General features: G+C 48.9%; 16 protein-coding genes and 1 tRNA gene. 9 read left to right on the forward strand and 8 right to left on the reverse strand.

Annotated features, from left to right (window positions below):
• Positions 1–55 precede the first annotated feature (55 nt).
• The 9 genes from S1OALGB6SA_RS05440 to S1OALGB6SA_RS05480 are packed head-to-tail and all read left to right on the forward strand — an operon-like array spanning position 56 to position 13,070.
• Positions 56–3,640, forward strand: a complete 3,585-nt coding sequence (locus S1OALGB6SA_RS05440; protein WP_195910322.1) for a UvrD-helicase domain-containing protein — start codon at positions 56–58, stop codon at positions 3,638–3,640.
• Positions 3,637–5,343, forward strand: a complete 1,707-nt coding sequence (gene recD, locus S1OALGB6SA_RS05445) for an exodeoxyribonuclease V subunit alpha (RefSeq protein WP_124032802.1) — start codon at positions 3,637–3,639, stop codon at positions 5,341–5,343. The genes S1OALGB6SA_RS05440 and recD overlap by 4 nt, the downstream gene beginning before the upstream one ends.
• 10 nt (positions 5,344–5,353) lie before the next feature.
• A complete protein-coding gene (locus tag S1OALGB6SA_RS05450) occupies positions 5,354–5,677 on the forward strand; it encodes a phasin family protein (protein ID WP_124032803.1) in 324 nt (107 codons plus the stop codon).
• A 1-nt stretch (position 5,678) separates the two neighbouring features.
• A complete protein-coding gene (locus S1OALGB6SA_RS05455) occupies positions 5,679–7,388 on the forward strand; it encodes an ABC1 kinase family protein (protein WP_124032804.1) in 1,710 nt (569 codons plus the stop codon).
• Positions 7,385–8,104: an RluA family pseudouridine synthase gene (locus S1OALGB6SA_RS05460; protein WP_037564304.1), complete on the forward strand. Its 720-nt coding sequence runs from the start codon at positions 7,385–7,387 to the stop codon at positions 8,102–8,104. The genes S1OALGB6SA_RS05455 and S1OALGB6SA_RS05460 overlap by 4 nt, the downstream gene beginning before the upstream one ends.
• Before the next feature lie 9 nt (positions 8,105–8,113).
• Positions 8,114–9,139, forward strand: a complete 1,026-nt coding sequence (locus S1OALGB6SA_RS05465) for a TRAP transporter TatT component family protein (protein WP_081950163.1) — start codon at positions 8,114–8,116, stop codon at positions 9,137–9,139.
• Positions 9,140–9,149: 10 nt separating this feature from the next.
• On the forward strand, positions 9,150–10,160 hold the full coding sequence (gene dctP / locus S1OALGB6SA_RS05470; protein ID WP_052080289.1) for a TRAP transporter substrate-binding protein DctP: 1,011 nt from the start codon (positions 9,150–9,152) through the stop codon (positions 10,158–10,160).
• Positions 10,114–11,187, forward strand: coding sequence for a TRAP transporter substrate-binding protein DctP (gene dctP / locus S1OALGB6SA_RS05475; protein WP_081950164.1), 1,074 nt, complete (start codon positions 10,114–10,116; stop codon positions 11,185–11,187). The genes dctP (S1OALGB6SA_RS05470) and dctP (S1OALGB6SA_RS05475) overlap by 47 nt, the downstream gene beginning before the upstream one ends.
• 23 nt (positions 11,188–11,210) lie before the next feature.
• The gene (locus S1OALGB6SA_RS05480; protein ID WP_081950165.1) at positions 11,211–13,070 is read left to right on the forward strand and encodes a TRAP transporter large permease; all 1,860 of its coding nucleotides are present in this window, start codon (positions 11,211–11,213) and stop codon (positions 13,068–13,070) included.
• Here S1OALGB6SA_RS05480 and trpA read toward each other — a convergent pair.
• The 8 genes from trpA to S1OALGB6SA_RS05520 all read right to left on the reverse strand — a co-directional run bounded on the left by trpA (position 13,045) and on the right by S1OALGB6SA_RS05520 (position 24,358).
• Positions 13,045–13,818, reverse strand: coding sequence for a tryptophan synthase subunit alpha (gene trpA, locus S1OALGB6SA_RS05485; protein WP_037564321.1), 774 nt, complete (start codon positions 13,816–13,818; stop codon positions 13,045–13,047). The genes S1OALGB6SA_RS05480 and trpA overlap by 26 nt on opposite strands.
• Positions 13,815–15,035, reverse strand: a complete 1,221-nt coding sequence (gene trpB, locus S1OALGB6SA_RS05490; protein WP_037564323.1) for a tryptophan synthase subunit beta — start codon at positions 15,033–15,035, stop codon at positions 13,815–13,817. The genes trpA and trpB overlap by 4 nt, the downstream gene beginning before the upstream one ends.
• Positions 15,032–16,480 carry a bifunctional indole-3-glycerol phosphate synthase/phosphoribosylanthranilate isomerase gene (trpF, locus tag S1OALGB6SA_RS05495; RefSeq protein WP_037564325.1) on the reverse strand — a complete coding sequence of 483 codons (1,449 nt, stop codon included), beginning with the start codon at positions 16,478–16,480 and terminating at the stop codon, positions 15,032–15,034. The genes trpB and trpF overlap by 4 nt, the downstream gene beginning before the upstream one ends.
• Positions 16,477–18,090, reverse strand: a complete 1,614-nt coding sequence (gene trpD, locus S1OALGB6SA_RS05500) for an anthranilate phosphoribosyltransferase (protein WP_230204434.1) — start codon at positions 18,088–18,090, stop codon at positions 16,477–16,479. The genes trpF and trpD overlap by 4 nt, the downstream gene beginning before the upstream one ends.
• Positions 18,087–19,493, reverse strand: coding sequence for a chorismate-binding protein (locus S1OALGB6SA_RS05505; protein WP_230204435.1), 1,407 nt, complete (start codon positions 19,491–19,493; stop codon positions 18,087–18,089). Before S1OALGB6SA_RS05505 ends, trpD begins: the two co-directional genes overlap by 4 nt.
• Positions 19,494–19,613: 120 nt before the next feature.
• Positions 19,614–20,573: a DUF6675 family protein gene (locus S1OALGB6SA_RS05510; RefSeq protein ID WP_124032805.1), complete on the reverse strand. Its 960-nt coding sequence runs from the start codon at positions 20,571–20,573 to the stop codon at positions 19,614–19,616.
• Between the two features lie 287 nt (positions 20,574–20,860).
• Positions 20,861–22,330: a 3-phosphoshikimate 1-carboxyvinyltransferase gene (locus S1OALGB6SA_RS05515; RefSeq protein ID WP_124032806.1), complete on the reverse strand. Its 1,470-nt coding sequence runs from the start codon at positions 22,328–22,330 to the stop codon at positions 20,861–20,863.
• A gap of 1,954 nt (positions 22,331–24,284) precedes the next feature.
• Positions 24,285–24,358, reverse strand: a tRNA-Asp gene (locus S1OALGB6SA_RS05520).
• Between the last annotated feature and the right edge of the window lie 455 nt (positions 24,359–24,813).

The raw sequence follows: 24,813 nt of genomic DNA on the forward strand, positions 1-24,813 counted from the left end.
TTTGGAACAAAGTGCAACCTCACGAAGTGAACGTTCCTTTGGCAGCAGGTGCTTCATGAGAAAGATTTTTCGACCTGAATCTTGCCCGAAAGAAGGAATTTTCTTCCTTGAGGCCTCGGCTGGCACGGGTAAGACTCATACACTTGAAAGAATAATAGCTCAACTTGTCGGACGGAATGAGAACCCACTGAAAATTGAGAATATTCTAGTAGTTACGTTTACCAATAAAACTGCACGAGAGATGAAGGAACGTATCAGAAATCATCTACTGAGTTTATCGAGAGATGGAAAGGAAGAGAAGCTAAACCATTATCGTAGAGCAATTTCGAGTTTTGATAGGGCGGCCATCTACACGATTCATGGTTTCTGTCAGATGGTGTTAGCTAATTGGCCTTTTGAAAGCGCTTCACCCTTTAAGCAGAAGCTACTTATCGGTGGGGAAATCGAGAGGCAAGAGGCTAGAACATGGATTGCGAGCCTTCGTAAGGAAGATTTCAACTGGAATTTGATTAGACCCGCATATCGTTATTCGCGGAAAATTGAAAGATTGATTCTGGATTTGGTGTACAGAATCACCTCAGACAAGATTCCGGCTGGGGCCCGGGTGGAACCAGACGCGAAGGATTTGGCGGACTTTGTAGATTTTTTTGAATCTGTCGTAACGCCGGGAAGTGCCCTGGAAAAGGTGACCAATGAACTTTTCGGACCCGATTGGAGCAGAACGGAAATTTCAGCCGTGTTCAATGAGGGGGGAGGAAAGAAAAAAACGGATGGAAGCATCGGAAAAATTCAGAGTCATATGAGAGCCTGCCGAAAGGTTAGGAGCCCGGGGGCGCTTTCGGAGGTGGTTTTCGGCAAGGATTCAGAAGACCATTTTCGGGAACTGCTCAGTGTCGCCTTGGCGTCCGAATCCGAGAATTTCAAGCTTGGCAGATCGTTAGCGGATGCGCTGATCAATTTCTTCACGCAAATGGAACCTTACGTAAAGCGTCCTCTCGAGAAAGGTGAATTTCCAATCTCGCTGGTTGATCGCTATATGCATTTTGCTTTTATTGACTTTGCTGTGCGCGAAATCCGGAAGAAAATTGAGCGTGTGAAACTCGGTTCTGGACAATGGGGCTATGCCGATTTGATTCGCAGGGTTGTTGAGAGTATACTGGAGTTGAATTCTCCCCTTCTGTCCATACTGAGGAATAGGTTTTCCGCGGCATTGATTGACGAGTTTCAAGACACCGACCCAAGGCAGTGGACTCTTTTCAAGCGGGTTTTTGGCGAAAAGGACACGGGGCATGTTCTGGGATTGATTGGCGACCCTAAACAGTCGGTTTACGGTTTTCGCGGGACGGGCCTGCAGACCTACCTGGAGGCAAGAAATGTGATTCCGCGGGACAGGATATTTCGATTGGGTACGAACTATCGTTCAAAAGAAAACCTGGTTAGGGCTGTAAACAGATTATTTGCGCCTCTATTTGAATCTACCGAGGTTGGTTTTGAACCAGTGGAATCGGGATACAAAGGGGAGAGAGTTCTGGAGTGGGCGGATGCCAAGTCGGCGATAACCATGCTGGGCGTGAAATCCAGACAAGATTCCGCCGCGCTGATAGCCAACCATATTCGAAGACTGTTGGATGTCAATTCAGGAGCGTTTTGGCGCAAGGCGGATGGGAACAAAGAAAGAGTGCTAGCCTCTGACATAGCAGTTCTGGTTCGGAAAGAATCAGAGGAAGAGGAGATTTTTCTGCGACTAAAAGGCCTTGGCATCCGGGCACGGAGGCTTAGAAGCTGCTCTGTTTTCACTCAGGAGATTGTGGGATTGCTTGATGGAGTGCTGAGCGCCTTCGACAATCCTCGGGATGCACCCCATTGGCGTTCCTTGCTGCTTGGAGATTTCTTTTCCCTTCCCCCTGTGTATCTGGATCAATTCGAGAGAGAAGGCAGATTGGATGAATTTGTCGAGAAGGGAAATGAATGCCGGACTTTGTTTAATTCGGGAAGCGCTACCAAGGCAATGGAGGAATTCTTTGGTTTTTCGACGGTATTGGGTAATTGGATATGTGCGGCTGGGGATAAGGAACTGGGAACTTATTTGACGCGGTCCTGGCCGGAGCGAATTCTCGCCGAGCCAGATGGGGAACGTATATGGCAGGATTGGCGGCATATTTGCGAACTTATTCAGAGCAGACAGTCAGATGGCATGTGGGATATATCCCTGATTAGGGAATGGATACAAGAAAGCGCGACGCTTTCGGTTGATTCGGAGAATGCGGTTCGGTTGGAATCTGAGGAGCCTGCTGTTCGGGTACTTACGATGCATAAGGCGAAGGGACTTGAGTTCCCGCTGGTGTTCATCCACGGGGGCTATGACATTAAGAGCAGGAAGAGCAGGCAATGGCCCTGGGGAGAGTATCGCTTCATGGAGGAAGACGAATTAGTGATTGACCGTTTGCAATTGAATCCAAACCGGATGCGGCATCTTCTGTTCGAATGGGAGGAAGACAAACGACTATGGTATGTTGCATTCACAAGAGCCGTTGAGAAGTTATGGAATCCCATTGTGTTGGAAGGGGCATTTACTCAGGGAGAGTCTCTACTTGCCCAGGCGTTGGGAATGAACGGCGAGAGTGGGATTAGCAAAATTCCTCCCTATCAGCTTTTAGCTAAAAAAGATGCCGAAGTTTTCCGTGCGAAGTTGAGTAAGCGCTTAACTCGCTTGTGCCAAGAGGCACCAGAACTGTTTTCCTTCTCTATCGCGGAGTATTTGGAACTGCCACCGCTGGAGCCCCCGGTAACTCCGGAGCCTGTCGGAATCAGTTTGCCAGCCGCTCCTTCTGATGATCGTAATTTAGTTCAGAGTTCGTTTAGTTCGCTTACATCAGGAAAAAAATCCGTTTTTGGCGTATCATTGAATGTGGGCAGTGTAATGTTGGCATCGGATGCTGGGACTGTTTTCGGTAATTTGATGCATGAATTGTTTGAATTCTGCGACTTTGAACGAGCGCGGGAACTCCTGGAAGATCAGTGGTGCGTTGATAGCGAGATTGACGCGTTTTTCCTGAACACCACGCTGCGCTTTTATGATTTGACCTGGTATTCAACAAGGGCTTTGAGTTTGAAGAAGATGGTTTGGCGAAGTTTGCGTGCCAAGATTCCGGAGCTGGGTAGCTTGTGCGATGTTGGAATGCGTGCGAGAAAAACCGAGATTGAGTTTGTTATGAGAGTTCGGAAGGATAATTGGCTCAATCTGAAAAATATCGATGTGCACGTCTCCCACGGTTTCTTGAAGGGCTATATCGATCTTTTAGCTTGTGTGAAAGGGCGCTGGTGGGTGGTGGATTGGAAAACTAATCTGCCTCCGGAGAAGCACTGGAAAGGTGTATATGATGATGCGATTCTAGAATTAATCATGAATGAAAACCATTATAATTTTCAATATGAGCTTTATTTACTGGCCTTGTGTGGATCGCTTTCCGCTGAATTGGGACGGGCAGTGGACTGGATGGAGGAAATAGGGGGAGCGGCTTATGTGTTTGTTCGAGGGACAGGAGAGGGAGAATCAAGAGGAATTTATTTTGGAAAACCCTCACGGGAGCGTATACTTACTCTTGCTTCGAAGATGGGTGTGGGTGATGTACTGAAGTGAAGCACCGGGGACAGATTGGACTGTACTCAGGATACCTGGCGGATTCCTTGATTTGGGGTTTTAGTCCGGGAAGCGAGGAGTTGGGGCACTGGTTGTTGTTACATCTGGCTGAACAGGCGCAACGGGGGCATCTGAGAACCGATCTTAACAGGCTTAGGCAGGAAATGACGGAGTGGCTCTCATCGCTTGAAGATTTAGAAGGAATCTCGGATAGACTCCCCGAGCAGGTGACAAGCAATCTTGAGCACCTGATTTCACTGGGGGAGAAGAACAGGCTTATCGTCAGGCTCGCAGAGCCCGACAGCCCCGTCAGTTTGCTTGAAAAGCCGCGTCCCCCCTTGGTTTTAAGCAGTGATGGGAGGTATTTATATTTTTTACGAAGGAGGAAGGGGGAGGATTCACTCTTGGAAAAGCTCGAAGCTCGCTCAAAGCGAATGTCGGTTGCAGAAAACTTGTATGCACAAGGCTCGCAGGGCGCCGTAATGGCGGCGGATTCGAAAATGGATGTCGCTGCGATACTGCTCGACAAAATTACAAATGGTCTGCGTTTAATCCTGCTGAGCGGCGGCCCCGGGACGGGCAAAACCACCGCTATTGTCAATTTGCTGGACCTCTTGTCGCGAAGCGAACTCAAAGTGATAATGGCGGCGCCCACTGGACGTGCAGCGGCTAGAATTACCGAAAGTCTGAAGGGAAAAATCAGGGCCGATAAGAATTTATTTGGCCGGACCATACAAAGCTTACTTGAAATGACACCGAATCGGGAACCACGACGCAATGCGAACAATCCACTTGTGGCAGATTTGGTGATAGTAGATGAGGTTTCGATGGTAGACGTTGCACTTATGAACCAATTGCTTGACGCTCTTCCCATGAATGCGGCACTAATCCTGGCAGGCGATCCGAATCAACTTCCCTCCGTGGAATCGGGGGCACTGCTTTCAGACTTGCTATCGGGGGCGAAGGAGGCAGAAAATGCCAATCGGCGTGGTCCTCTATGGGAAGCCGTGCTTTCTCTTGAAAAAGTGTATCGATCCGATACAGGAATATTGGATGCATCCGCGGCTGTAAGGGCGGGTGATGCGAAGGCTCTAAGGACTGCGTTCGAGGTCGATGAGTCCCTTACATGGCATGAAATGGTGAATCCCTCGGAGATGGCACAAATAATTGCGAGCAAATACAAAAAACATCCCGATTTCTCTGAACTAAGTGTTTTAATCCCATTGCGTCGTGGATACTGGAGCGTTTCCGTTCTTAACGATAAGATTTCCAAAATTATTGGGGGGAAAACAACTCCGTTTGAGGGAATGCCCGTGATGATTATCCGTAATGATGCGTCTAGAAATCTGTGGAACGGAGACAGGGGAAGAATAGTTTTTCGAGGAAGCAAATGCTGGGCCAGTATAGGATTTGAGGGGAGGGAATTCCCGCTGGCCGCCCTACCCGGATGGGAGCCGGCTTGGGTTCAAACTATTCATAAAAGCCAGGGTTCGGAATTCGATGAGGTGGTTGTAATACTGCCTCAGGGAACAGAACACTTTCTTACGCGCGAAACCCTGTATACGGCAATAACCAGAGCTAAGAAGAGAGTAAGTATGTTTGCCGAATTCACGGAGGTAGAGTCCATTTTGGCTCGGGAAGTAACAAGAAATTCCAGGATTCGAGATTGGGCCGCGGCGGCATATTCCGGCGGGGCCCTTTAAGGAGGTGATTATGTCAATATGGGATGTGCTTGAAAAAGCGGCTTATACAGGCCTTGGATTAGCCGCTTTAACCAAGGAAAAACTTGATGAAGCACTGGAAAAAATCAAAAAGGAAAGGGGTTTTACCGAAGAGGAGGGCCGAAACTTTGCGAAGGAGATGAAGGAACATGCCGAAACTGCACGCAGGAAATTCGACGAGATCGTAACCACAGCCGTGGAAAAAGCTCTCTCGAAGGCTAAGCTTGCAAAATCCGAGGAAATCGATGCTTTAAGTAAAAGAGTAGTCAATCTCGAGAAAAGACTGGCAAAGCTTGGAGATAAGAAAAAAGCTTGAGATGATAGAAAAACGTAAGGAATCGGCGCTTCGAGTTCAAGTGGAGCGCGCCTTGCGGCGAATGAACCGCTACAGGGAGATACTTGGGGTTTTAGTGCGATATGGCTTTTACGACGTGGCGAGGAAGTTCGATGTCAAGGTTGGGCTTCGAAGTAAAAGATTTCAACGGCAAAAACGAACCTGGACAAAGCCGGAAAGGATGCGCCGCGCTCTGGAAGAACTGGGTCCCACCTTTGTCAAAATAGGCCAGCTTCTAAGTCATCGTCCTGATATTCTTCCATCCGATTGGATTGCGGAATTTGAGAAGCTTCGCGGCAAGGTACCTCCGGTTAACAGCGAAGGAATAGCCGAAGTTGTGGAACAGGAACTCGGTGCGCCGCCAAAGGCAGTTTTTCAAAACTTCAGCTCATCGCCGATTGCCTCTGCCTCCATAGCCCAGGTTCATCGGGCCCAATTGAAGCTCAAACTACCAACAGGTACAGCACGGACCGTTGATGTGGCCGTGAAAATTCAGCGCCCGGGCATACGCCGTACAATTGAAATCGATCTATCCATCATACGGGACATGGCTCGAATTTCCGAACGCACAAACGCATCAATCGCCCAATTCAAACCCGTCGAGGCTATCCGGGAATTGGAATACGCTCTGCTTCAGGAACTCGATTTCCGAAACGAAGCAGACAATCTCAGATGTTTCCGGCGCAATTTCGAGGACAACCCCTTGATCAGCGTGCCAGAACCGCTCCCACACTATTCCAGCAGACGAGTATTAACAATGAATTTCATTGATGGTATCCCAGTTGGCGACTGTCTGGAAATTGATTCGGAAAGCATCCATAAGCCGAGCATTGCAAGACTTGTCGCCGAAACGGTACTTAGACAAATTTTTGAACACGGGTTTTTTCATTCAGACCCGCACGGAGGGAACATTTTAATAATTCCCGGGAACAAAATTGCCTTCCTGGACTTTGGGCAAGTGGGAACGATTCTTCCTAGCCAACGAATTTTCCTTGCCGATTTATTAGCGGCTATAATTAACTCCGATGCCTCTCGTGCAGTAAGAGCAGTTTCCAGATGGTCGGGCTATCGCGAACCGGAGATTATTCGTCGCTTCACCATAGATATGGAACTGCTAATCCAGCGCTACATAACGCGTCCCTTCGGGCGCATTGAGATTAGCGAGATGGTTTCCGCTATTATAAGTCTAATCAAGCACTACGAAATAAAGATTCCCTCGAATTTCTATTTACTGGCAAAGGCTCTCTTAACCATTGAAAATATCGCGAGTTCCTTAGAACCATCCTTTAATTTCAAACAGGTTTCCACTCCTTTCGTAAGGAAAATGATAGCCAAGGAACTCAGCCCAAAGAGAATCGCGGAGAAAATGGTACAAACCAGTAACGATACTCTTCGATTGATACAAAATCTTCCTGCAGAAGCACATGATATTCTCAGCTTAATCAAAGAGGGGAAAATTCGCACCGAAATTGAGATTAAAGACACAAGAATACTCATCACCACGCTCAGAAAAGTGGCAACTCGACTTTCAGCTTCAGTGCTCCTAGCCGCTATGATTATGGGTTCCTCCATTCTTGTACAGTCCCTGATTCCTCCGTTGATTTTTGGAATTCCCGCCATTGGGATAATCGGGTTCATATTCTCAGGCCTCATAGGTATCCTTTTTCTTGTTGACCTCTGGCGCAACAGATGATAGATAGCCAGTTCCTATACGAAGACAATCATCTCCTCGCGTTGAACAAGAATCCGGGGCAACTGGTTCAGGCCGATAGGAGCGGAGATGCCTGCCTGCTCGATATGGTAAAAGCCTACATCAAGACGAGGGACAGCAAACCAGGTGAAGTATTCCTCGGCTTACCCCATCGATTGGATAGATCTACAAGTGGTGTTATCGTACTGGCGAAAACTTCTAAAGCTCTTGGCCGGCTTAACGCATCATTTCGAGAACGAAACTGCCGCAAGATTTATTGGGCAATCACGGAAAGCGCGCCGCGAAAACCTGAAGACGAGCTAGTTCATTGGCTGAAAAAAGATGGACACGCCAACATGGCCAGAATTGTCGAGGCCGGGAGTATAGGTGCAAAAGAGGCGCGCCTGCGGTATCGCTTGCTGGGAGCTTCGAAACGCTGTTTCCTAGTGGAAATAGAAATGCTAAGCGGACGACATCATCAAATACGGGCACAAATGGCGGCCATATCCTGTCCCATAAAGGGGGATATAAAATACGGCGCGAAAAAGTCCAACCTGGGTGGAGAATTGTGCCTGCATTCACACCTTATCGAAATAGCCCACCCCACTCGCGTAGCTGCCCTGAGCATCGCCGCCCCTCCGCCCGACAAGCCGCCCTGGCGCCTCTTTGCGAAATTTCTTCCGCCCAGAAGCGCCAGCAGGGTGTCTCGTGCGCCATAGGTAGGAAAAATGTTACTTGTGTATGGGACAGTGAAAAACCATAATGGAGATATGGGGACAATTTCTATTATTCTTATAGCTTCCCTGCTGACGCTCAGCTCTTGTAAAACATTGCAGAATATCACCATTAATGCAGTGGCAAACATACTGTCTTCACCTGAGGGAACCAATACCTTCACATCGGATAACGATCCAGAACTGGTTGGTGATTCTTTTCCCTTAGCTCTGAAACTCTATGAAATCGTTCTGGAGAAAGATCCTGAAAACTCCGAATTAGCGGCGGCTACAGGGCGAAATTTCGTGATGTATTCGGGCGCATTTGTGCACATGCCAAGCGATATGCTGAACGATACATTCTGGAAGGAAGCCGATGCTGCCAGAAAACGAGCCAAGAAATTATATCTTCGTGGCAGAGATTATCTTATGCGAGCGTTATATCTACGACACAGCGAATTCGAAGAACTCTTGGAAGAAAAGAAATATGACGATGCGATAGCTCTTCTGAACGAAGATGATGCGGAAATTGCATATTGGGCGGGTTTGGCCTGGCTCGGAATGGCCAGTACCGATCCGCTTGATATGGAATTAATAAGCACACTCGATATTGCCGTCTTGCTGCTCCTTGGTTCAATGAAACTGAACGAGGCTGACTTCAGAATTCAAGATGTCATGATTCAGATTAATCTGACATTGCCCTCTTCAATCCTTGTGAACTTACGCAATCGCAGTCCGCACATGGCATCATATATGGACGAGTATTATTCGGCGGCCGGAATTGATGAAAACCCAGTAAATCGAGCGTTTTTTCACTATAATCGCGCCCTGGAATTGTCAAAAGGTCTTGAACCATCACCACATATTACCATGGCCACGGCACTTTCAATAAAAGAGCAAGATATCGACGGTTTTAGGAGATATCTTGAGGCTGCGCTCGCCATCAAACCCGATGCAAACCCTGATTTTCGCCTGATGGTGATTATTTATCAGGAAAGGGCTAGATGGTTGCTTGATAACGTTGAGAACTTTTTCATTTAAGGATGCTGAGATGATGAAGACTATAAATTCGATTGGCCGTGTTGGACTGTTGGGAACATTTTTGCTTATTATCTTTTGCGGAAGCCTTCCAGCTATAACCGTGAAGCTTGGAAGCCCGTTCCCCGAGGGTTCGGCGTGGGATTCATCTCTAAAACGCGTGGCTGCAAGCTGGGCGAGAATAACGGACGGCGAAGTTAAGATGAGGGTATACCCAGGGGGAATAGCCGGTGATCAGGCCGATATGATTCGTAAGATGCGTTTCGGACAGTTAGACGCGAGTGTCCTGACTTCCTTTGGTATGCGAATAATAGTTCCAGAAACCTTTGTTCTCAGCTTACCCGGAATGCTAAATTCCGAAGCTGAACTTGATTATGCTATTGATGAGTTTCTGCCCACCTTCAATGATGACTTCATAGACAAGGGATTTCGAGTGCTGGCATGGTCTAAGAGCGGTTGGGCTTACTTCTTCTCCAAGAATGCCATCACTACCCCCGATGAGATAAAGTCGGGAAAACTGGCAATTCCGAAGACGGACAATGAGGTTGCCACGATTTTCAAGTCGATTGGTTTGAATGTGGTTCCCATGGATTTCAACGAGTTGATGATGTCTCTACAAAGTGGTATGGTTAATGTCTTCTACACTGCACCAATGGCCGCGGTAGCCTACCAGTGGTTTGCCCTGGCCCCGTACATGATGAATTTCCCTATAGCCCCGGTATTGGGTGGAATTGTTATTAGCGAGCGGACATGGAAACGAATTCCGGCTAAATTCCACGAAGACTTGAGGAAGGCTATCGAAATAGTGGCACAGGATTTTTATCTGGAATCGGAGCAATTAAATGCGGAAGCCATTCGAGTAATGTCTAAGCATGGTTTCATAAGGCAGGAACTCAATGAGGAAGAAAAAGCCGATTGGTACGAATTCATAAAAGAGGGGCATAAATTGGTTGTGGGGGAGAATAAATGGATCGACAATGATACTTACGAAAGGTTTGTCTTTGTGCTTGAAAATCTCAGGTAAATATTGGCCTTTTCTGAACTTAGCGACATGGAAGAAAAAACTGGCCTTGTACCTGATGTTCGTTCTTCTTTGTCTGGCAGAGAACGCCTGGGCGCTAACAATTAAATTGGCAAGTCCATTTCCGGAAGCAACAGAGTGGCATAACTCCCTGTTGCGTATGGCTGAGGAGTGGAGTGCGATTACTGACGGTCTGGTAAAGGTAAAAATTTATCCGGGGGGGATTGCTGGGAAAGAAGGCGACATAATTCGCAAGATGCGAATGGGTCAGCTTGACAGCGGTATATTTTCGGCTTTCGGCTTACAAGCGATTGTTCCTGAAACCCTCGTACTAACCCTTCCGGGTTTGATTCAAAACGAAGAAGAACTCAATTTCATACTGGATAACTTTGTATGGCGATTCGATGAGAGATTTCACGAAGAAGGTTTTGCAATTCTGGCTTGGGTTCAATCGGGGTGGGCGAATGTTTACAGCAGTACACCGGTAACCAATTTAACAGAATTTAAGAAACTGCATTTGCCGATAGACAATACTGAGAGCGCCACAGTTTCCGGATTTAAAACCTTAGGATTCAATATTGTCCCGGTTGGAATGAACGAAATCATTGTCGCCTTACAGACTGGTTTGATTGATTCTGTTACCGCGTCGCCGATGATTGCCGCCGCTTTTCAATGGTTTGCCTTGGTACCCTATATGACAAATCTGAATCTGAGCCCGATTATCGGTGGATTGATGCTTAATCGAAAAGTTTGGCTTCAAGTGCCAAGTGAATATCGCAGTGCCCTTAGAGCTTCCATGGTAAGGACTGCCAGGGCTTTTAACTCTGCATCGGTTCGTCTAAACGATGTAGCGATGACCGTGATGAAAGATAACGGTTTACAAATGGTTGTTTTGAATGAGGACGCACGGCACGAATGGTATGATGCGATGATAGGCTGGCACGATTTAGCTGTAGGCAGCGATAAAATCATTCCCACGGAAATATACGAGAAGCTACTGGACGAGTTGGAGAAGCTTAGAAACAGGTAAGGCATTGTGCGAACATAGGATAGATGATGAGAGAAGTGTGGGATGACAAAATTGCGCTAATCGAGGATATAATTTCTGGAGTTCTTTTACTGACTCTGGCAGTGGTTCCAATTTCGGAAATTGTTATTCGAAAAGCGAGCGGATCTGGTTTTACCTGGTCAGATGGATTTCTCACACATCTGGTTGTCTGGGTATCGTGGCTTGGCGGAATTATTGCTTCTCGGGAGGGCGTGCATCTTTCTTTGAGCTCAGGATCTAAACCGACAGAATCATTTTGGAAAACCATCGAAACGGCTAAGGCCGTAACGATTACCGCTGTAAATATGGCTTTCGCCATTGCCTCTGCCGCCTTTCTGGTTTGGGGTTTTACACCAAGGGAAGAAATAGGCGGCGTGTCAATGAGGCTGATACTTGTAATTCTCCCTATCGGCTATTTCTCCATGTCGCTAAGGGCTCTGTGGCGGCCTCGCAAAAAACCTTCTGCCTGGCTTTGGCTTGGGATTTTGCTTGGAGTGATTTTTGCGTGGGCAAGTGTGATTAGTCTAATAGAGGCAGCGAGTCCCGATATTCCGGAGTTTCTTTATAAGAGTCAGGATTTGTATTGGACTTTTTTCCGATGGGCCAGATGGCCGTTAATCATGGTTATTATCCTTTTGGCTACACGTGGTCTTCCAATTTATATTTTGTTGGGTGGTACGGCTTTGTTTCTATTTGCGGGTAATTGGGGGCATTTGGCCGTGTTGCCCAACGAGGCATATAATTTACTCATCAAGAATATTATCCCGGCAATTCCCCTATTTACCTTCGCTGGATATCTGTTATCACAAAGCTCGTCCGGCAAGCGCCTGGTTCGCTTCTTCAGGGCGACTCTGGGCTGGCTTCCTGGTGGGCTTGCGGTTGTAACTGTGGTGGCCTGTGCGTATTTCACTACTTTCACCGGAGCCTCTGGAGTTACGATTTTAGCCTTGGGTGGTTTGCTGTCTTCGGTGTTGATTGAAAGCAAGCAGTATGGAAGGGATTTTTCGAGGGGGCTGATTACTTCATCTGGCAGTGTAGGACTTCTGTTTCCACCCGCTCTTCCTATCATCATGTATGGTGTTGTCGCTCAGGTTAGCATCAGAGATATGTTTCTTGGAGGACTTATTCCAGGAACACTTCTGGTGCTGGCTCTTTCCGGAATGGGTATTATCCGAGCATTTAAGTACGGGACAAAACGGGTTCCCTTTGTCTTCAGCAATTGTATTGCTTCCTTGAAGGCGGCAATCGGCGACCTTCTTCTACCGGTTATACTGCTCGTCTCGTACTTCACGGGCATCACAACGGTGGTTGAGACAGCGGCGCTGGCTGTTGTGTACAGTCTTATTCTCACTCTTGTTGCCGGGGAGCTGAAGCTTGAGTTGATATTGCGAGTACTGCGGCGGGGTGTACCAGTAATAGGGGGAGTGTTGGTGATTTTAGCGATGGCTAAGGGGCTTAGCTATTTCATTATCGATGCCCAGGTGCCCACAATGCTCACCGCATTTTTTCGTGAAAATGTTTCATCACGCTTCATGTTCTTGATTCTGCTGAACCTGGCCCTGCTGATAACCGGCACATTGATGGATATTTATTCCGCGATTCTTGTAATGGCGCCGCTGGTTATACCCCTGGGCGTTCTATACAACGTACATCCGGTGCAATTGGGGATTATCTTTCTTGCAAATTTGCAGTTGGGCTATCTGACACCTCCGGTTGGAATGAATCTTTTTCTGGCAAGTTATACCTTTGAGGAGCCGATGATTCGGATCTATCGGCAGGTGCTGCCTTTCTTTGTAATTCTTCTAATAGCGGTGTTGCTCATCACCTATGTTCCTTGGTTTAGCCTGGCGTTTTTGGGAGCTTGATATTTTGAAGTTCTCCCACTAGCTTTCGTACCGCTTCGCCTGGGTGCCGGGCGCCGCTAATGGTTTTCACTATAGCCGATCCCACCACCGCGGCCTCGACGAATTCCAGCAAATTCGCTACTTGAGCGGTTTTTTGTATACCGAAGCCAGCCATTATCCTTGGACGGCGTTGACGTGTTCTGATTTTTGCTAGGAAGCTACGTTGAGGGGCTTCGATTTGTGTGTAGGCGCCAGTGATTCCACTGCGTAGCGCCACGTAAATCCAGTCGATTGGCATTGAGAGAATTTCATCCAATCTTTGATCGCTAATCCATGGAACTAGCACCGGCACCGCCGGGCAGCCAAGTTCGGCTGCAGTGCGAAATAATCCTTCATCCGCTCCAGGCACAAGGTTTGGGATGATTATGCCAGTGGTGGCAAATTCGACAGCACGACGCAGGAAGTTTGCAAGCCCACAACTGATAGCTGTGCTGGCATAACTCATAAGAAAAATTGGAATTGAGGATTCTGCGCGGATGACTTCAAGCAGCCTCCACGTGTCCGCCACCTTGAAGCCCCTGCTCAGAGCCACCCTGCAAGCATTTTCGATTAAAGGACCATCCGCGTTGGGATCGGAGAAAGGTATTTGAATTTCAAGGGCGTAAGCGCCACCGGCTATTAAACCTCTGGCAACCTCCAGAGATTTTTCGAAATCCGGATAACCAGCAATCATGTGAGTGATAAGCGAAGCCTTGACATCTGAGTTCATGAGTCCTCTTCCGTTATGCTCTGCTCTCGGAGAAAGGTTTTCCAGGCCGGACCGTCCAGGGCGGCTGCGGAGATGAAGATGTCCTTGTCGCCACGGCCGGACATGTTAACCACCACGGTTTTTCCGGGGCCAAGACTGCGGGCGAGAGTAATGGCCGCGGCGCCGGCATGCGCAGATTCCATGGCGAAGATTAAACCCTCCTCAATTGCGAAGAATTTGAGCGCCTCAAGGGCTTCATCGTCGCGCACGCTGACAAAGCGAATTCTTCCGCTCTCTGCTAAATATGCGAGCTGAGGGCCAATTCCGGGGTAGTCTAAGCCCGCCGAAATGGAATGAGTTGGCAAAACCTGGCCGTCGAGGTCTACCAAAAAACGACTTTTATATCCGTGAACTATACTGATTCTACCATCCCCAGATATCCTTGAGGCATTGTTCCCGATTCCGGCTCCCCTGCCGCCTGCTTCGGCACCTAGCAGGATTGGACGCACACCCTCCAGATAAGGTTCGAAAAAACCGATGGCATTGGAACCACCACCCACACATGCAACCAGGGCATCTGGGGTGACATCGCCCAATTGAGCTTTTGTTTCCCTGCCTATTACTGATTGAAAACTACGTACCATATCGGGGAAGGGCGAGGGGCCCAGCGCTGAGCCTAGCAGGTAATGCGTATTCTCCCAGCTTGATGCCCAATCCCTGAGCGCCGCATTTACCGAGTCTTTCAAAGTGCGAGTTCCGGAAGAAACCGATTTCACTTCCGCGCCATACAGTTTCATCCAGTACACATTGGGCCTTTGTCGGCGAATGTCTTCTTCGCCCATATATACAACGCAGTCAATCTTAAGTCTTGCACAGGCGGCGGCACAGGCAACACCGTGCTGACCGGCTCCGCTTTCTGCTATTACTCTGGTTTTGCCCATGCGTTTTGCAAGAAGCGCCTGTCCTATCGCATTGTTGATTTTGTGAGCACCGGTATTGGCAAGTCCCTCCAACTTAATATAGATATCCGCACCACCGATGGATGACGATGCATTGAGCGCGGGCAGCAACGGAGTCGGACGGCCAATGAAGTTGCGTCTGAGATTTTCGAGTTCGGAGAAAAAGGCTTCATCCGTCTGCGCAAGTCTGAATTCATTCTCCAAGTTTTCCAGGGGTCCGCGGAGTACCTCGGCAACATAGCGTCCTCCGTATTCACCAAAAAAACCACCTTCGTTCATCCGCTTTTGTCCTTTGCCGCGGCGATGAACTGTCTAATTTTGCTGTAATTCTTTCTACCAATCACCTCTTCAACTCCACTGGAGGTATCCACAAGGCCCGGACCATACTTTTTTACGATTTGGCCGACGTTTTCTGGATTCAAGCCTCCGGCGAGCCAGAAGCTTCGTTTCTGGGCAGCGTCTCTTAGTAGTTTGGACGGCAGAAGCTTGCCCGTACCCCCTCTCGCTTCGGCGTCAAAAGCGTCAATCAGTATCGTGGGGCCGGGATAGCGATTAAGCTCCTCTAAATCCGACTCATTTTGAAGTCTTATGGCCTTGTAACCCGGCCAATTCGTCACCGTTTCAGCTCTCTCGTCGCCGTGAAACTGTATGAAGTTCAGTACACCTTCAGTGAGAAGTTCCGCTAAGGGCTGTGGGAGGGATTCATCAGCGTCAAGCACTACAACAGCTGTCTTACAGACTTCAAGTTGGGCGCATTGGCGAATCAGGTCTATCTCGGCGCGTCGCGGAGATTCTGCCATCACAAAGCCTATCATATCCGCTCCCAAATCAGTGGCGATCTCGGCATCTTTCAGCCTGGTGATACCGCATATCTTAACCAGCGGCGTTCCTTCTTGATAACCGCGAAAAAGCCTTTCCCACGGCCCGTAACGGCGTCGCGCTTCGGATTCATTCGCCCATGCGTCGAGCAGTTCACTACCCAATTCAGGCGCACGGGAGAGCGCTTCCCCGACAAGGAAGCCGGAAAATCCACTCCCCCGTACAAATAGCGCATCTTCAGCGGCTCTTATTCCAGATTCATAGATTACATCACAGGGCCAATCAATAAATGTTCGGATTGCGATTGGAAGGAGTGGGTCAACCTGGAAGCTTCGTAGATTGCGGCTATTTATGCCAACAAGGGGAGGCCGGAGATTTCGCACCTTCTCAACATCGGCGGCAGTATGGACTTCAATCAGGCAATCCATGCCCAGTTCCTTTGCCCGGAAAAACATCGACTCCAGCAGATTAGTATCCAAAAGGGCCGCAATTAGCAAAATTGCATCCGCCCCGGCCAGGCAACTGACTTCCACATCCTCCAGGTTCAGAAGAAAGTCCTTTCTAAGTACAGCCAATTCCGGATGAGCTGACTTCACTTCGACAAGATCCGACAAAGAGCCGGCGAATTTAGTTTCTTCAGTTAAGACGCTGAGCCGTCTGAACCCAGCCTTCTTATATGCAGCGGCCAAGGCTGCCGGTTTTGGGATACTCGCGATGGCACCCTTTGATGGACTGCGTCTTTTAAGTTCCGCTATAAGAATGCCATTTCCATGCTTGTTGGCAAACGGAACAAGGGGTAGACGGCGACTGTTCGGCAGTCTAAAGCCTCCAGTGGCGCCATTCTGACGAATGCGAACGGCTCTATCTGATGCTATTTGCAGGAGTATATCAGATGGCTCGCTCATTTGCGTCGCCGAAGCGATTCGAGTTTGACGGAGAGGCGACCGTCAATAAGGGCTCTTTTCGCAAGTTGATATCCTGTGTCAATCTCTTCAGCAATGCCGCATACAAAGAGAGCAGCTCCCGTATTCAGGTAGACAGCCTCTCGAATTGCGCTGGAACCTCTGCCACGAACTATTTCATCGGCTATACGCGCATTCTCGGCTCCGTCCCCCCCCTTTAAGTCTGAGACGCTGAAGCCTGAAATCCCCAAGTCCGCCGGGTTGAAATAGCTATCGGTTTCGAGACCGTTTTCATCGATAAAAAAGCACCTGGTAGGCGCGGCTGGCGAAATCTCATCCAAACCATCTTCAGAGTGAAGCGTCATAACCCGCCTCACTCCCAAAATTCTCGCTGCCCGCGCGATTACAGGCAGTAAACTCTCCTCATAAACACCGATAATCTGAAATTCGGCACCCACCGGATTAACCAGAGGCCCGAGGCAGTTGAGTATGGTTTTTACACCCAGGGCGGCTCTCACGGGACCGGCATGTCGCATCGCACCATGAAAAATGGGCGCCGCCATATAGGCGAATCCCTCCTCTCTGATACTCAGCGCAACCCCCTCGGGATTCAAATCAACCCTGATTCCGAGTGCTGCGAAAAAATCCGTACTTCCCGACCGGGAACTTACGGCTTTGTTCCCATGTTTGGCAACTCTCGCACCGCAGCTCGCTGCCAGGAGTGCCGAGAGTGAGGAAATATTGAAAGTGCCTATTCCATCTCCTCCGGTTCCACAGGTATCCAGCACACCGCCCTCATCAAAGGGTACCACCTTTCTTTTTCTAATCAACACAGAGGCACAAGCGGCCAGTTCGTTGGCGCTTATACCCTTGGCGGCGAGCCCGACCAGTATTCCTGCGGTGAAGCCATCATCAAGTGCCCCATCCGTCAGCTCCTCCATGAAGGCGCTGGCATCTTCCCTGCTTAATTCATTCCCATCAATCACCTGGTTCAAAAGGTGTCTTCTGTTCAAAGGCTGGCGTCGCCAGTTCAAGAAGTTGGTCAGAATTCTAGGGCCGCACTCGCTTCCAATCGATTCCGGATGGAATTGCAGACCCTCAATCGGCAGGCTGCGGTGCCTGAGCCCCATGATTTCCCCGTCGGCTGCCCAAGCGCTCACTTCCAGTTCATCAGGTACCAGCGCGGGGTCCACCGCCAAGGAATGATAGCGGGTAAACAAGCCCGAACTGCCCAAATTCCGCAACACTCCCTTACCGTCAATAGAAATCCGCTCAACCTTACCATGCACAATGTTCCTTGATTGTACAATTTTGCCGCCAAAGGCCACTGCCAAGCATTGAAAGCCCAGGCAGATACCCAGAATAGGAATTTTTCCGGCTAGGCTTCGGATAGCCTCCACAGAGATGCCGGCATCACTGGGTGTTCCCGGGCCTGGTGAAATAAGCAGTCGGCTCGGCGCCATCTCCAGCAGTTGTGCAACTGAGATTCCATCATTCCGGTATACTTCAATATCATTCTTCAGCCCCGCATCCTTCATGACTTCTCCGAGAATCTGATAAATGTTGTAGGTAAAAGAATCATAATTATCGATTATTACAGTCGGACCTATCAAATCTCTACTCCCACAGCCGCAGCAATTGCTCTTAATTTTTCATTGGTTTCCTCAAGCTCTCTATTGGGGTTCGAATCGTACACAACACCCCCGCCGGCCTGTAGAAAAAGTCGATTTTCCTTCTTTAAGGCGCTTCGAATCGTAATACAGGTGTCAAGCGACTCTCTTGATTCCAGATAGCCCACGAGCCCGGCATAGAATCCGCGTGGCATTTTTTCCAATCTCGCGATGGTTTTCACAGCTTGAATTTTGGGCGCCCCCGAAACCGTTCCGGCCGGAAAGGTGGCCCGAATGGCATCAATGGCGTTCTTATCTTCAACCAAGTTTCCCTCAACCTGGCTTACCAGGTGCATCACTTTTGAATACTTCTCAATCACCATTTTTTTGCTCACCTCTACCGTGCCAACCTTACATATTCTTCCAAGGTCGTTACGTCCCAAATCGACGAGCATCAGGTGTTCCGCTTTTTCTTTTTCGTCAGCCGCCAGTTCAGCCGCCAGGGCTCTGTCTTCGGCTTCGTTTTTGCCGCGGCGCCTGGTGCCTGCTATTGGCCGCAAAGTTACACGCCCGTCACGCACCTTCACATGCATTTCGGGTGATGCGCCGAAGAGTTGCCAGAATCCAAAATCCAGATAGAACTGGTAGGGCGATGGGTTGGAACTCCGCAGTGTCCGGTATATATCGAATGCCGACGTCTGAGTAGCGATTTCCAGGCGTCGCGATGGAACCGCTTGGAGAAGATTTCCTCTGATTATTTCCTGGCGCACCTTGGATACGGCCTCTTTGTAATCCTCGCTTTCCTGTACGGATGAGGCTATAATCGCCGGATACTCCACTGGTTTTTCCATCATGTAATTGAAATTCAGATCACCGATTTTTGCCTCGACATCATCCAAGGCCTTTCTAAGGTTAAGCTCTTCTTCCCCCTCGTAATTTATGCCGATCAGGTGAATCTGATCCGTATAATGATCGAACACCACATAAACATGGCCGAAAATAAAGGCCGCGAGCGGAAGGCCCAGGGGATCAGAACGATTCGGAAATCCAAAAGAATCGCAGAAGGAGGCAAATTCGAATGAAAGAAACCCAATTCCGCCGGCCGGGAATGGAAAATCGGTTTTGAAACCCTCGTTCCTGGAAGCTATTACAGCAAGTACATCCAAAATGTCCCTGCCTTCCATTACTCTTCGCTCCGCTCCCTTCCGCAGGATAACCATCTCGCCTTCCTGCCACACTTGGAATGCTTCCATCACTAACAGGAGCGAGTAGCGCTCTCTACCACGGGAGAGTGAGGATGACTCCAGAATCACCCTGGAATTTAGCTTGCCGGCGAGTCCCAAGGGAGTGTACTTCTCGCCTGCCAGAGTTCTTGTTAAAACCATTTCGGAGTTCATAGAGTTCATTTCCAACTCCTGTTTCTGTCCATAAATACACTTTTGAAGAAAACTATGTCAATGGAAGATATCGAGTTGCCGATGTGGGAAAGCAGTTTGGAAGGAAGGCGATTTTGCGTTCTTACCGTGCTACTCCTGGAATTCTTCGTTGATGCGGCTTAGGTACCACTGCGTGATTGCTATTATTCGGTTGGTAAAGGAAGATTGCGCGCGTTTGAGGAAGGATTTCACGTTTAGAGTTTTGGCGGCCATGGCGCCGTAAACTAGAAGTCCTTCCTGAACGGGTATGACAATGATACGTATTTGCATATTGCCTGAATTAACCACTCGAACTAAACCCTTGTATCGCATTGGGGTGAGATTTTCAATGGCGATGGACATATCTCTGCCCACAACTCTGTAGGTTACTTTGGACTGGTTGTTACCGAAAGATTTGTCTTTCTGGTGGATTAGGATAGTGTCCAGGGGGATTATGTCGTCGACTATGGGGTCGGGAAGGGCTTCTCTGGATTTCCTCAGGCTGGCAATTGCCCACGATTCTTCGAAGAGTGTGCGGAATTCATCTCGGGAAGCCGAATAGTATGTCAAGCCCTGGAGGGTGGAGATTGAACGCAAGATATTATAGAGGGTTAGTTGTCGTTCGTTGATGGGGGCGTTGCGATAGGCTGATGGAAACCAAGAATTGCACATGAAGCGCAGCATTTCGATTCCAATGTTCAAATCGGCTTCTCCCATCTGCTTGCCAATGGATGCGGAGAGGGGAGTGTCGGGAAGAAGATGGGTGTCCATTTGAGAGGGGTGAAATTGCAGCAGCTCTCCGATTTCAATTAAGCTTCTGCGTTCATCGGGGCTGAGAAATATGAGTGCTTCATCCAATGTGGCTTGAGTATTTTCAGGATGCGGAGAGGCGGAGTTAATTCCGTCTACCGGAAGAACGCTGAGAACTGATTCGTCTTGAGTGTATTCACTTGGTTCCCGTGTGGCTGCCTCATCGGATAGGCCCGCCTGGGGAAGCCATACTAGCAATGCGGTGGTTAGGGCAGCTAGATTAGTAAACCGTGTCAAGGGCAAATGGATTGTTTGACGCATTATCTTACAAGTATCTTTTAACTTGAGCAGCGTGTTCAAGGCTGTCTGCCTGAATTCATAATGAGAATATGATGGGGAGGTACATTCAGCAAAGTTTGTAACTTAGCTTTTGAGGAATGCCGCTGCACGGGTACTTGATGGTATCACTTCGAACCGATAAATGCAGCGAAGTTTTCAGAATGCCTACACTGTTATCCTTATAAGATAGCGCGGGGGGAATACACCTGTGCGCGGTTTTTCATGTCATGAACAAAGTAACCAGATTCAAACGCTAGTTGTCGAGCAATCTAGGTTCGCTTGAGGGCATGATTGAGTAGATTGAAAAAATCTGGAAATGTCACTTCGACAGCTTCGGTGTTTTGAATGCAAACGGTTTTGCGAATTCCGAGGGCGGCGACTGCCAGGGCCATTACCACACGGTGATCGCCATGGCCATCCACGATTATGGAGTCGCCGGCGCGTCTATGGCTAGCTACTCTATCGGGTTGAATCTGTGAAAATTTCCTGTTGCCTTGCAAGATAGTGACGGAGTTTTTCAACCCTAAATTCCCTTGAATAACGAGTCCGTCGGGCAACTCCTCGATGTCGGCACCCAAAAGACGTAATTCGGTGCACATAACGGAGATGCGATCTGTTTCCTTAATGCGAGCCTGAGGCACGTTGACTAGTCTGGTTGTTCCCGAAGCATAGCAGCCAATCACTGCCATAGCCGGTAGTGCATCAGGGGTGGCATTGAGATTGAAAGTTCCTCCGCGCAGCGGTCCTCCAATCAACCTAATCCCCCCGGTAACCCCGTCAATTTTGCAGCCCATCGTTCGAAGCATGTCTACCACAGACTTGTCTCCCTGCGAATCTTCCAAATCCAAGCCTTCCAACGTCACGTCACTTCCGGTGATAGCGGCGGCCGCCAGGAAGAATGTTGCCGATGACCAATCGGCCGGTATCACTTTGTCAAAGGCCTGATAACTTTGCCCGGAGGGGATATTGAATCGGCGCCATTTAACCTGTTGTGTATAGGTGATATCCTGACTGTCTAACCAATGCAACGTGATGTTTACATAGGGAGCTTCATTCAAAGAACGAACCTCAATTTGTGTTGCCTCCGCCTTTTGGAGACGTCTTCTGGTTTTCGTGCTGCCGGATTCCTCAGACGCCATCCCGTCGTCTGCGCTCACTTCATTATTCCGATAGTTTGGCGCGATTAGCGGAACCGTCAGCAGCAAAGCTGAAAGAAACTGGCTTGTTGGACAATCCACCGTTATTGAACCGGGGTTAAGAGGCCCACAAATTGTAAATGGTGCGCAGCCGTCCTCGGCGCCCTCAATTTTCGCTCCCAAACTGGCAAGAGCACTGAGTAGTGGCGCGGCCGAACGGTTCCGAATTTGCACATCTCCATCGAATCTAAACTTACTGCTGAAGAGCGCGGCAAGAGCCGTGGCAAAATACAAAGTTGTACCGGAGTTGCCAACATTCATATTGGTTACGAGGTGTTTTGACGGTTTGACTCTGTCTCCTATGCCGTGCAACACCCAGTCTTCTCCGTCAATTTCAACTCCGGCGCCGAGGTTTTCCACCACGGCGCGACAGCTATTGGTGTCCAGACTCATCAAGGGTCGCCGCAGTCGGCTGCTGCCCCTGGCGAAGGCAGCAATTAGTAATGCCCGAATAGTATGTGATTTTGAGGGCGGAATGGGAATTCTACCCCTAAGCTTCGGTTGGCCTTCACCCTGTTTGGGGCCTTTTATGCGATGGATCATGGTGACAAAAGGGTAGGAGTTTCAAAGTGTCGAGGTCAAGCGGGAGAGAGTTCTGCGGGAAGGCACAGCTCTGGCGTACTGATGGTGTGCAGGCGGCGTTCTCTGCCACGAGTTTTCTCCACAGTTTCCCGCTCGAGATAACTTGGCGTCCGTAACCAACAACGCGTTTTTCTCTTCCAAATTATGGGATATCAGCTGAGAATGGGCTTATGAAGGTTTTTCTATTATATGTCGCTTTTTTTGTAGTTTTGCTTAGCAGATGCAGAACTGTGAAGGAACTCAATTTGGATGAGCCATTGTTGCAGGAGCAGATAGTTGGCAAGGTTTTAGCAGGCACAAGATATGGTGTTGGGGAGGAAGACATCCCCCATGTCCGTGCACTGATGCAGGATGCTCGGGATAACTATCGTTTGGCTGGACTGATGCTGGCGCTGCAATCTGGAGATGAGGCCTTGTATCCGGATATTGTGCAGACTGCTTTGGACGTGAATCCAAGAATTGCTGAACTTGCGCTCGTGAAGATTCGAACTGTGTGGACGGAATTTTATCCACTGGTTATGGACTTATTGCGTGATTCTGATTCTTCGGTACGTTCGGATGGATTATTCCTGCTCGCCGAGTTGGGGGGAGATGACAAGATTCCGATTATTGTTGATTTTTTTGCCGATGTGGATGCCGAGACGCGTAATCAGGCTTCGCTGTCTTTTTGGAAAATTGCGGATAGAGAGAATGCACTGCTCCGCAAGGCCCTTCTGAGTGCCAATGAACTTGTGGCCGCGACGGCATATCGAACTCTGGGTCATTTTGCCGATATAGCTGATATTGAAACCCTTGTTGATGGCTTTTTCTCGCAGTCAGCGCGAATTCGGCAGGAGGCTCAATTGGCCGTTCTGAAACTCAAGGAAGATGCCTTGCCTGCGCTCCATGCGGTAGCGGGTGATTCGCAGATGACTTACCGTGTCCGATTATCGGCGCTTGATGTTATCGGGGGCTTGCGTTCGACGATGAGTCTGTCCTTTCTGCTGGCATTACTCGATGATGCGGATGATCGGATTGCCACGAAGTCTCGAACTATTCTGGAAACTTATGGTTCGGAGGCTATTTCGGAGCTTGCAAAACTCTATGCGGATTCGACGGAAAAGAATCGTATCGACACTCTTCACCTGATAGGCGAAATCAGGGTTTCCTCGGCGCTTCCTCTTTTGACTGGTGCTTTGGATGATCAATCGGAATTGGTTAGGCAGGCGGCGCTTGCATCTCTTAATCTCTATGATAGGGAGGCTTGGCCAGCTGTGCGGAATCATCTCTTAGGCGGTGGTTCCATTGGTGTGGATATTGCGCTTGATTATCTTATGAGTCAGCCAGATACGTGGTTGGTTGACAGTGATGATGGAGGAGCGAATACTGATGCGCTTTACTTAATGCTTACAAAGAAGAGCAGGGGCGAAATAGAGTTGTTTCTGGAGAGCAGTGGTATAACCAGGTTAAAGGAAGAGACGATACTCTCTCTAAAGGATGTCTGGGAAATCGCCCCTGGTTTCACTGAGCTCGAATCGTTGAGCATTCGGGGTACTGGTGATTATCTGTATAATTGGCGCCAGCGGGAGTTATTACTGACCACCTCCAGGCAAACCTTGGAGAATTCCTTTGATGCCCTACACGATTATTTTGATTCGGGCAACCAATTGGATTTGCAACGTTCGAAGGAACTGCGTGAGAAAAGCAGGGATTTGGAGGATGCAGCCAGGACGCACGAAAGAGTGATTGAAAGTATGACGGAGGAGGAAAGAGTTAAAGGTGAGAAGATGCAGGGTAAATATGAGGAAATCAGGAATTTCCTTGTACGAACCTGGGAATTTGCTGTCCCACAGATGCGCGCCCTGGCCACCCGGGTTTATGAAGAGCGAGGTTTGGATGCAAAGACCCTAGTTCGGGAGGCTAGCCTGCTCGATTTCGGAAGCGACGGGGATCGAACCCGCGATCTCCGGCTTGACAGGCCGGCGCGATAACCGACTTCGCTACGCCTCCAATACGGTTAGAGAGTATAGATTGTCTGTGATACTTGGTCAAGCTGTTGAACTGCCGGCTTGATGCCCCACACTCTCCGATTCGTAACTTTGACCGGCGCCGACTAGCTTGTAGAAGACATGGCCGGCAGGTTTGGCGGATTAGGAAGCTGCCTCCAAGAGAACGTTTTGGAGGAGAATCAGCCGCGGACAAATGGTTGGATTTGTCTGTCAGGTATTTTGAGGCCGAGGGTTTTGCTGTCTGGGATGGCTGGATTGACCACTGAAAGGCGAGCTTGAAGAAGATAAGCGACGCAGATAAGTAAGCTTTTTTGTCGGATGCTGCTTGGATATGTTGTTACAATTAACTCCTTATATTCCAAATTGTTAACCTCCCAATTCGTTACTCCTAAAAATGAAGTTCTGAAAAATGCGTCTCTTCTGGCTCTCAGTAAAAATGAACTCACACATTAGTAA

It is taken from the genome of Olavius algarvensis spirochete endosymbiont (genome assembly GCA_900608495.1).
Classification (GTDB): domain Bacteria; phylum Spirochaetota; class Spirochaetia; order DSM-2461; family DSM-2461; genus UBA2779.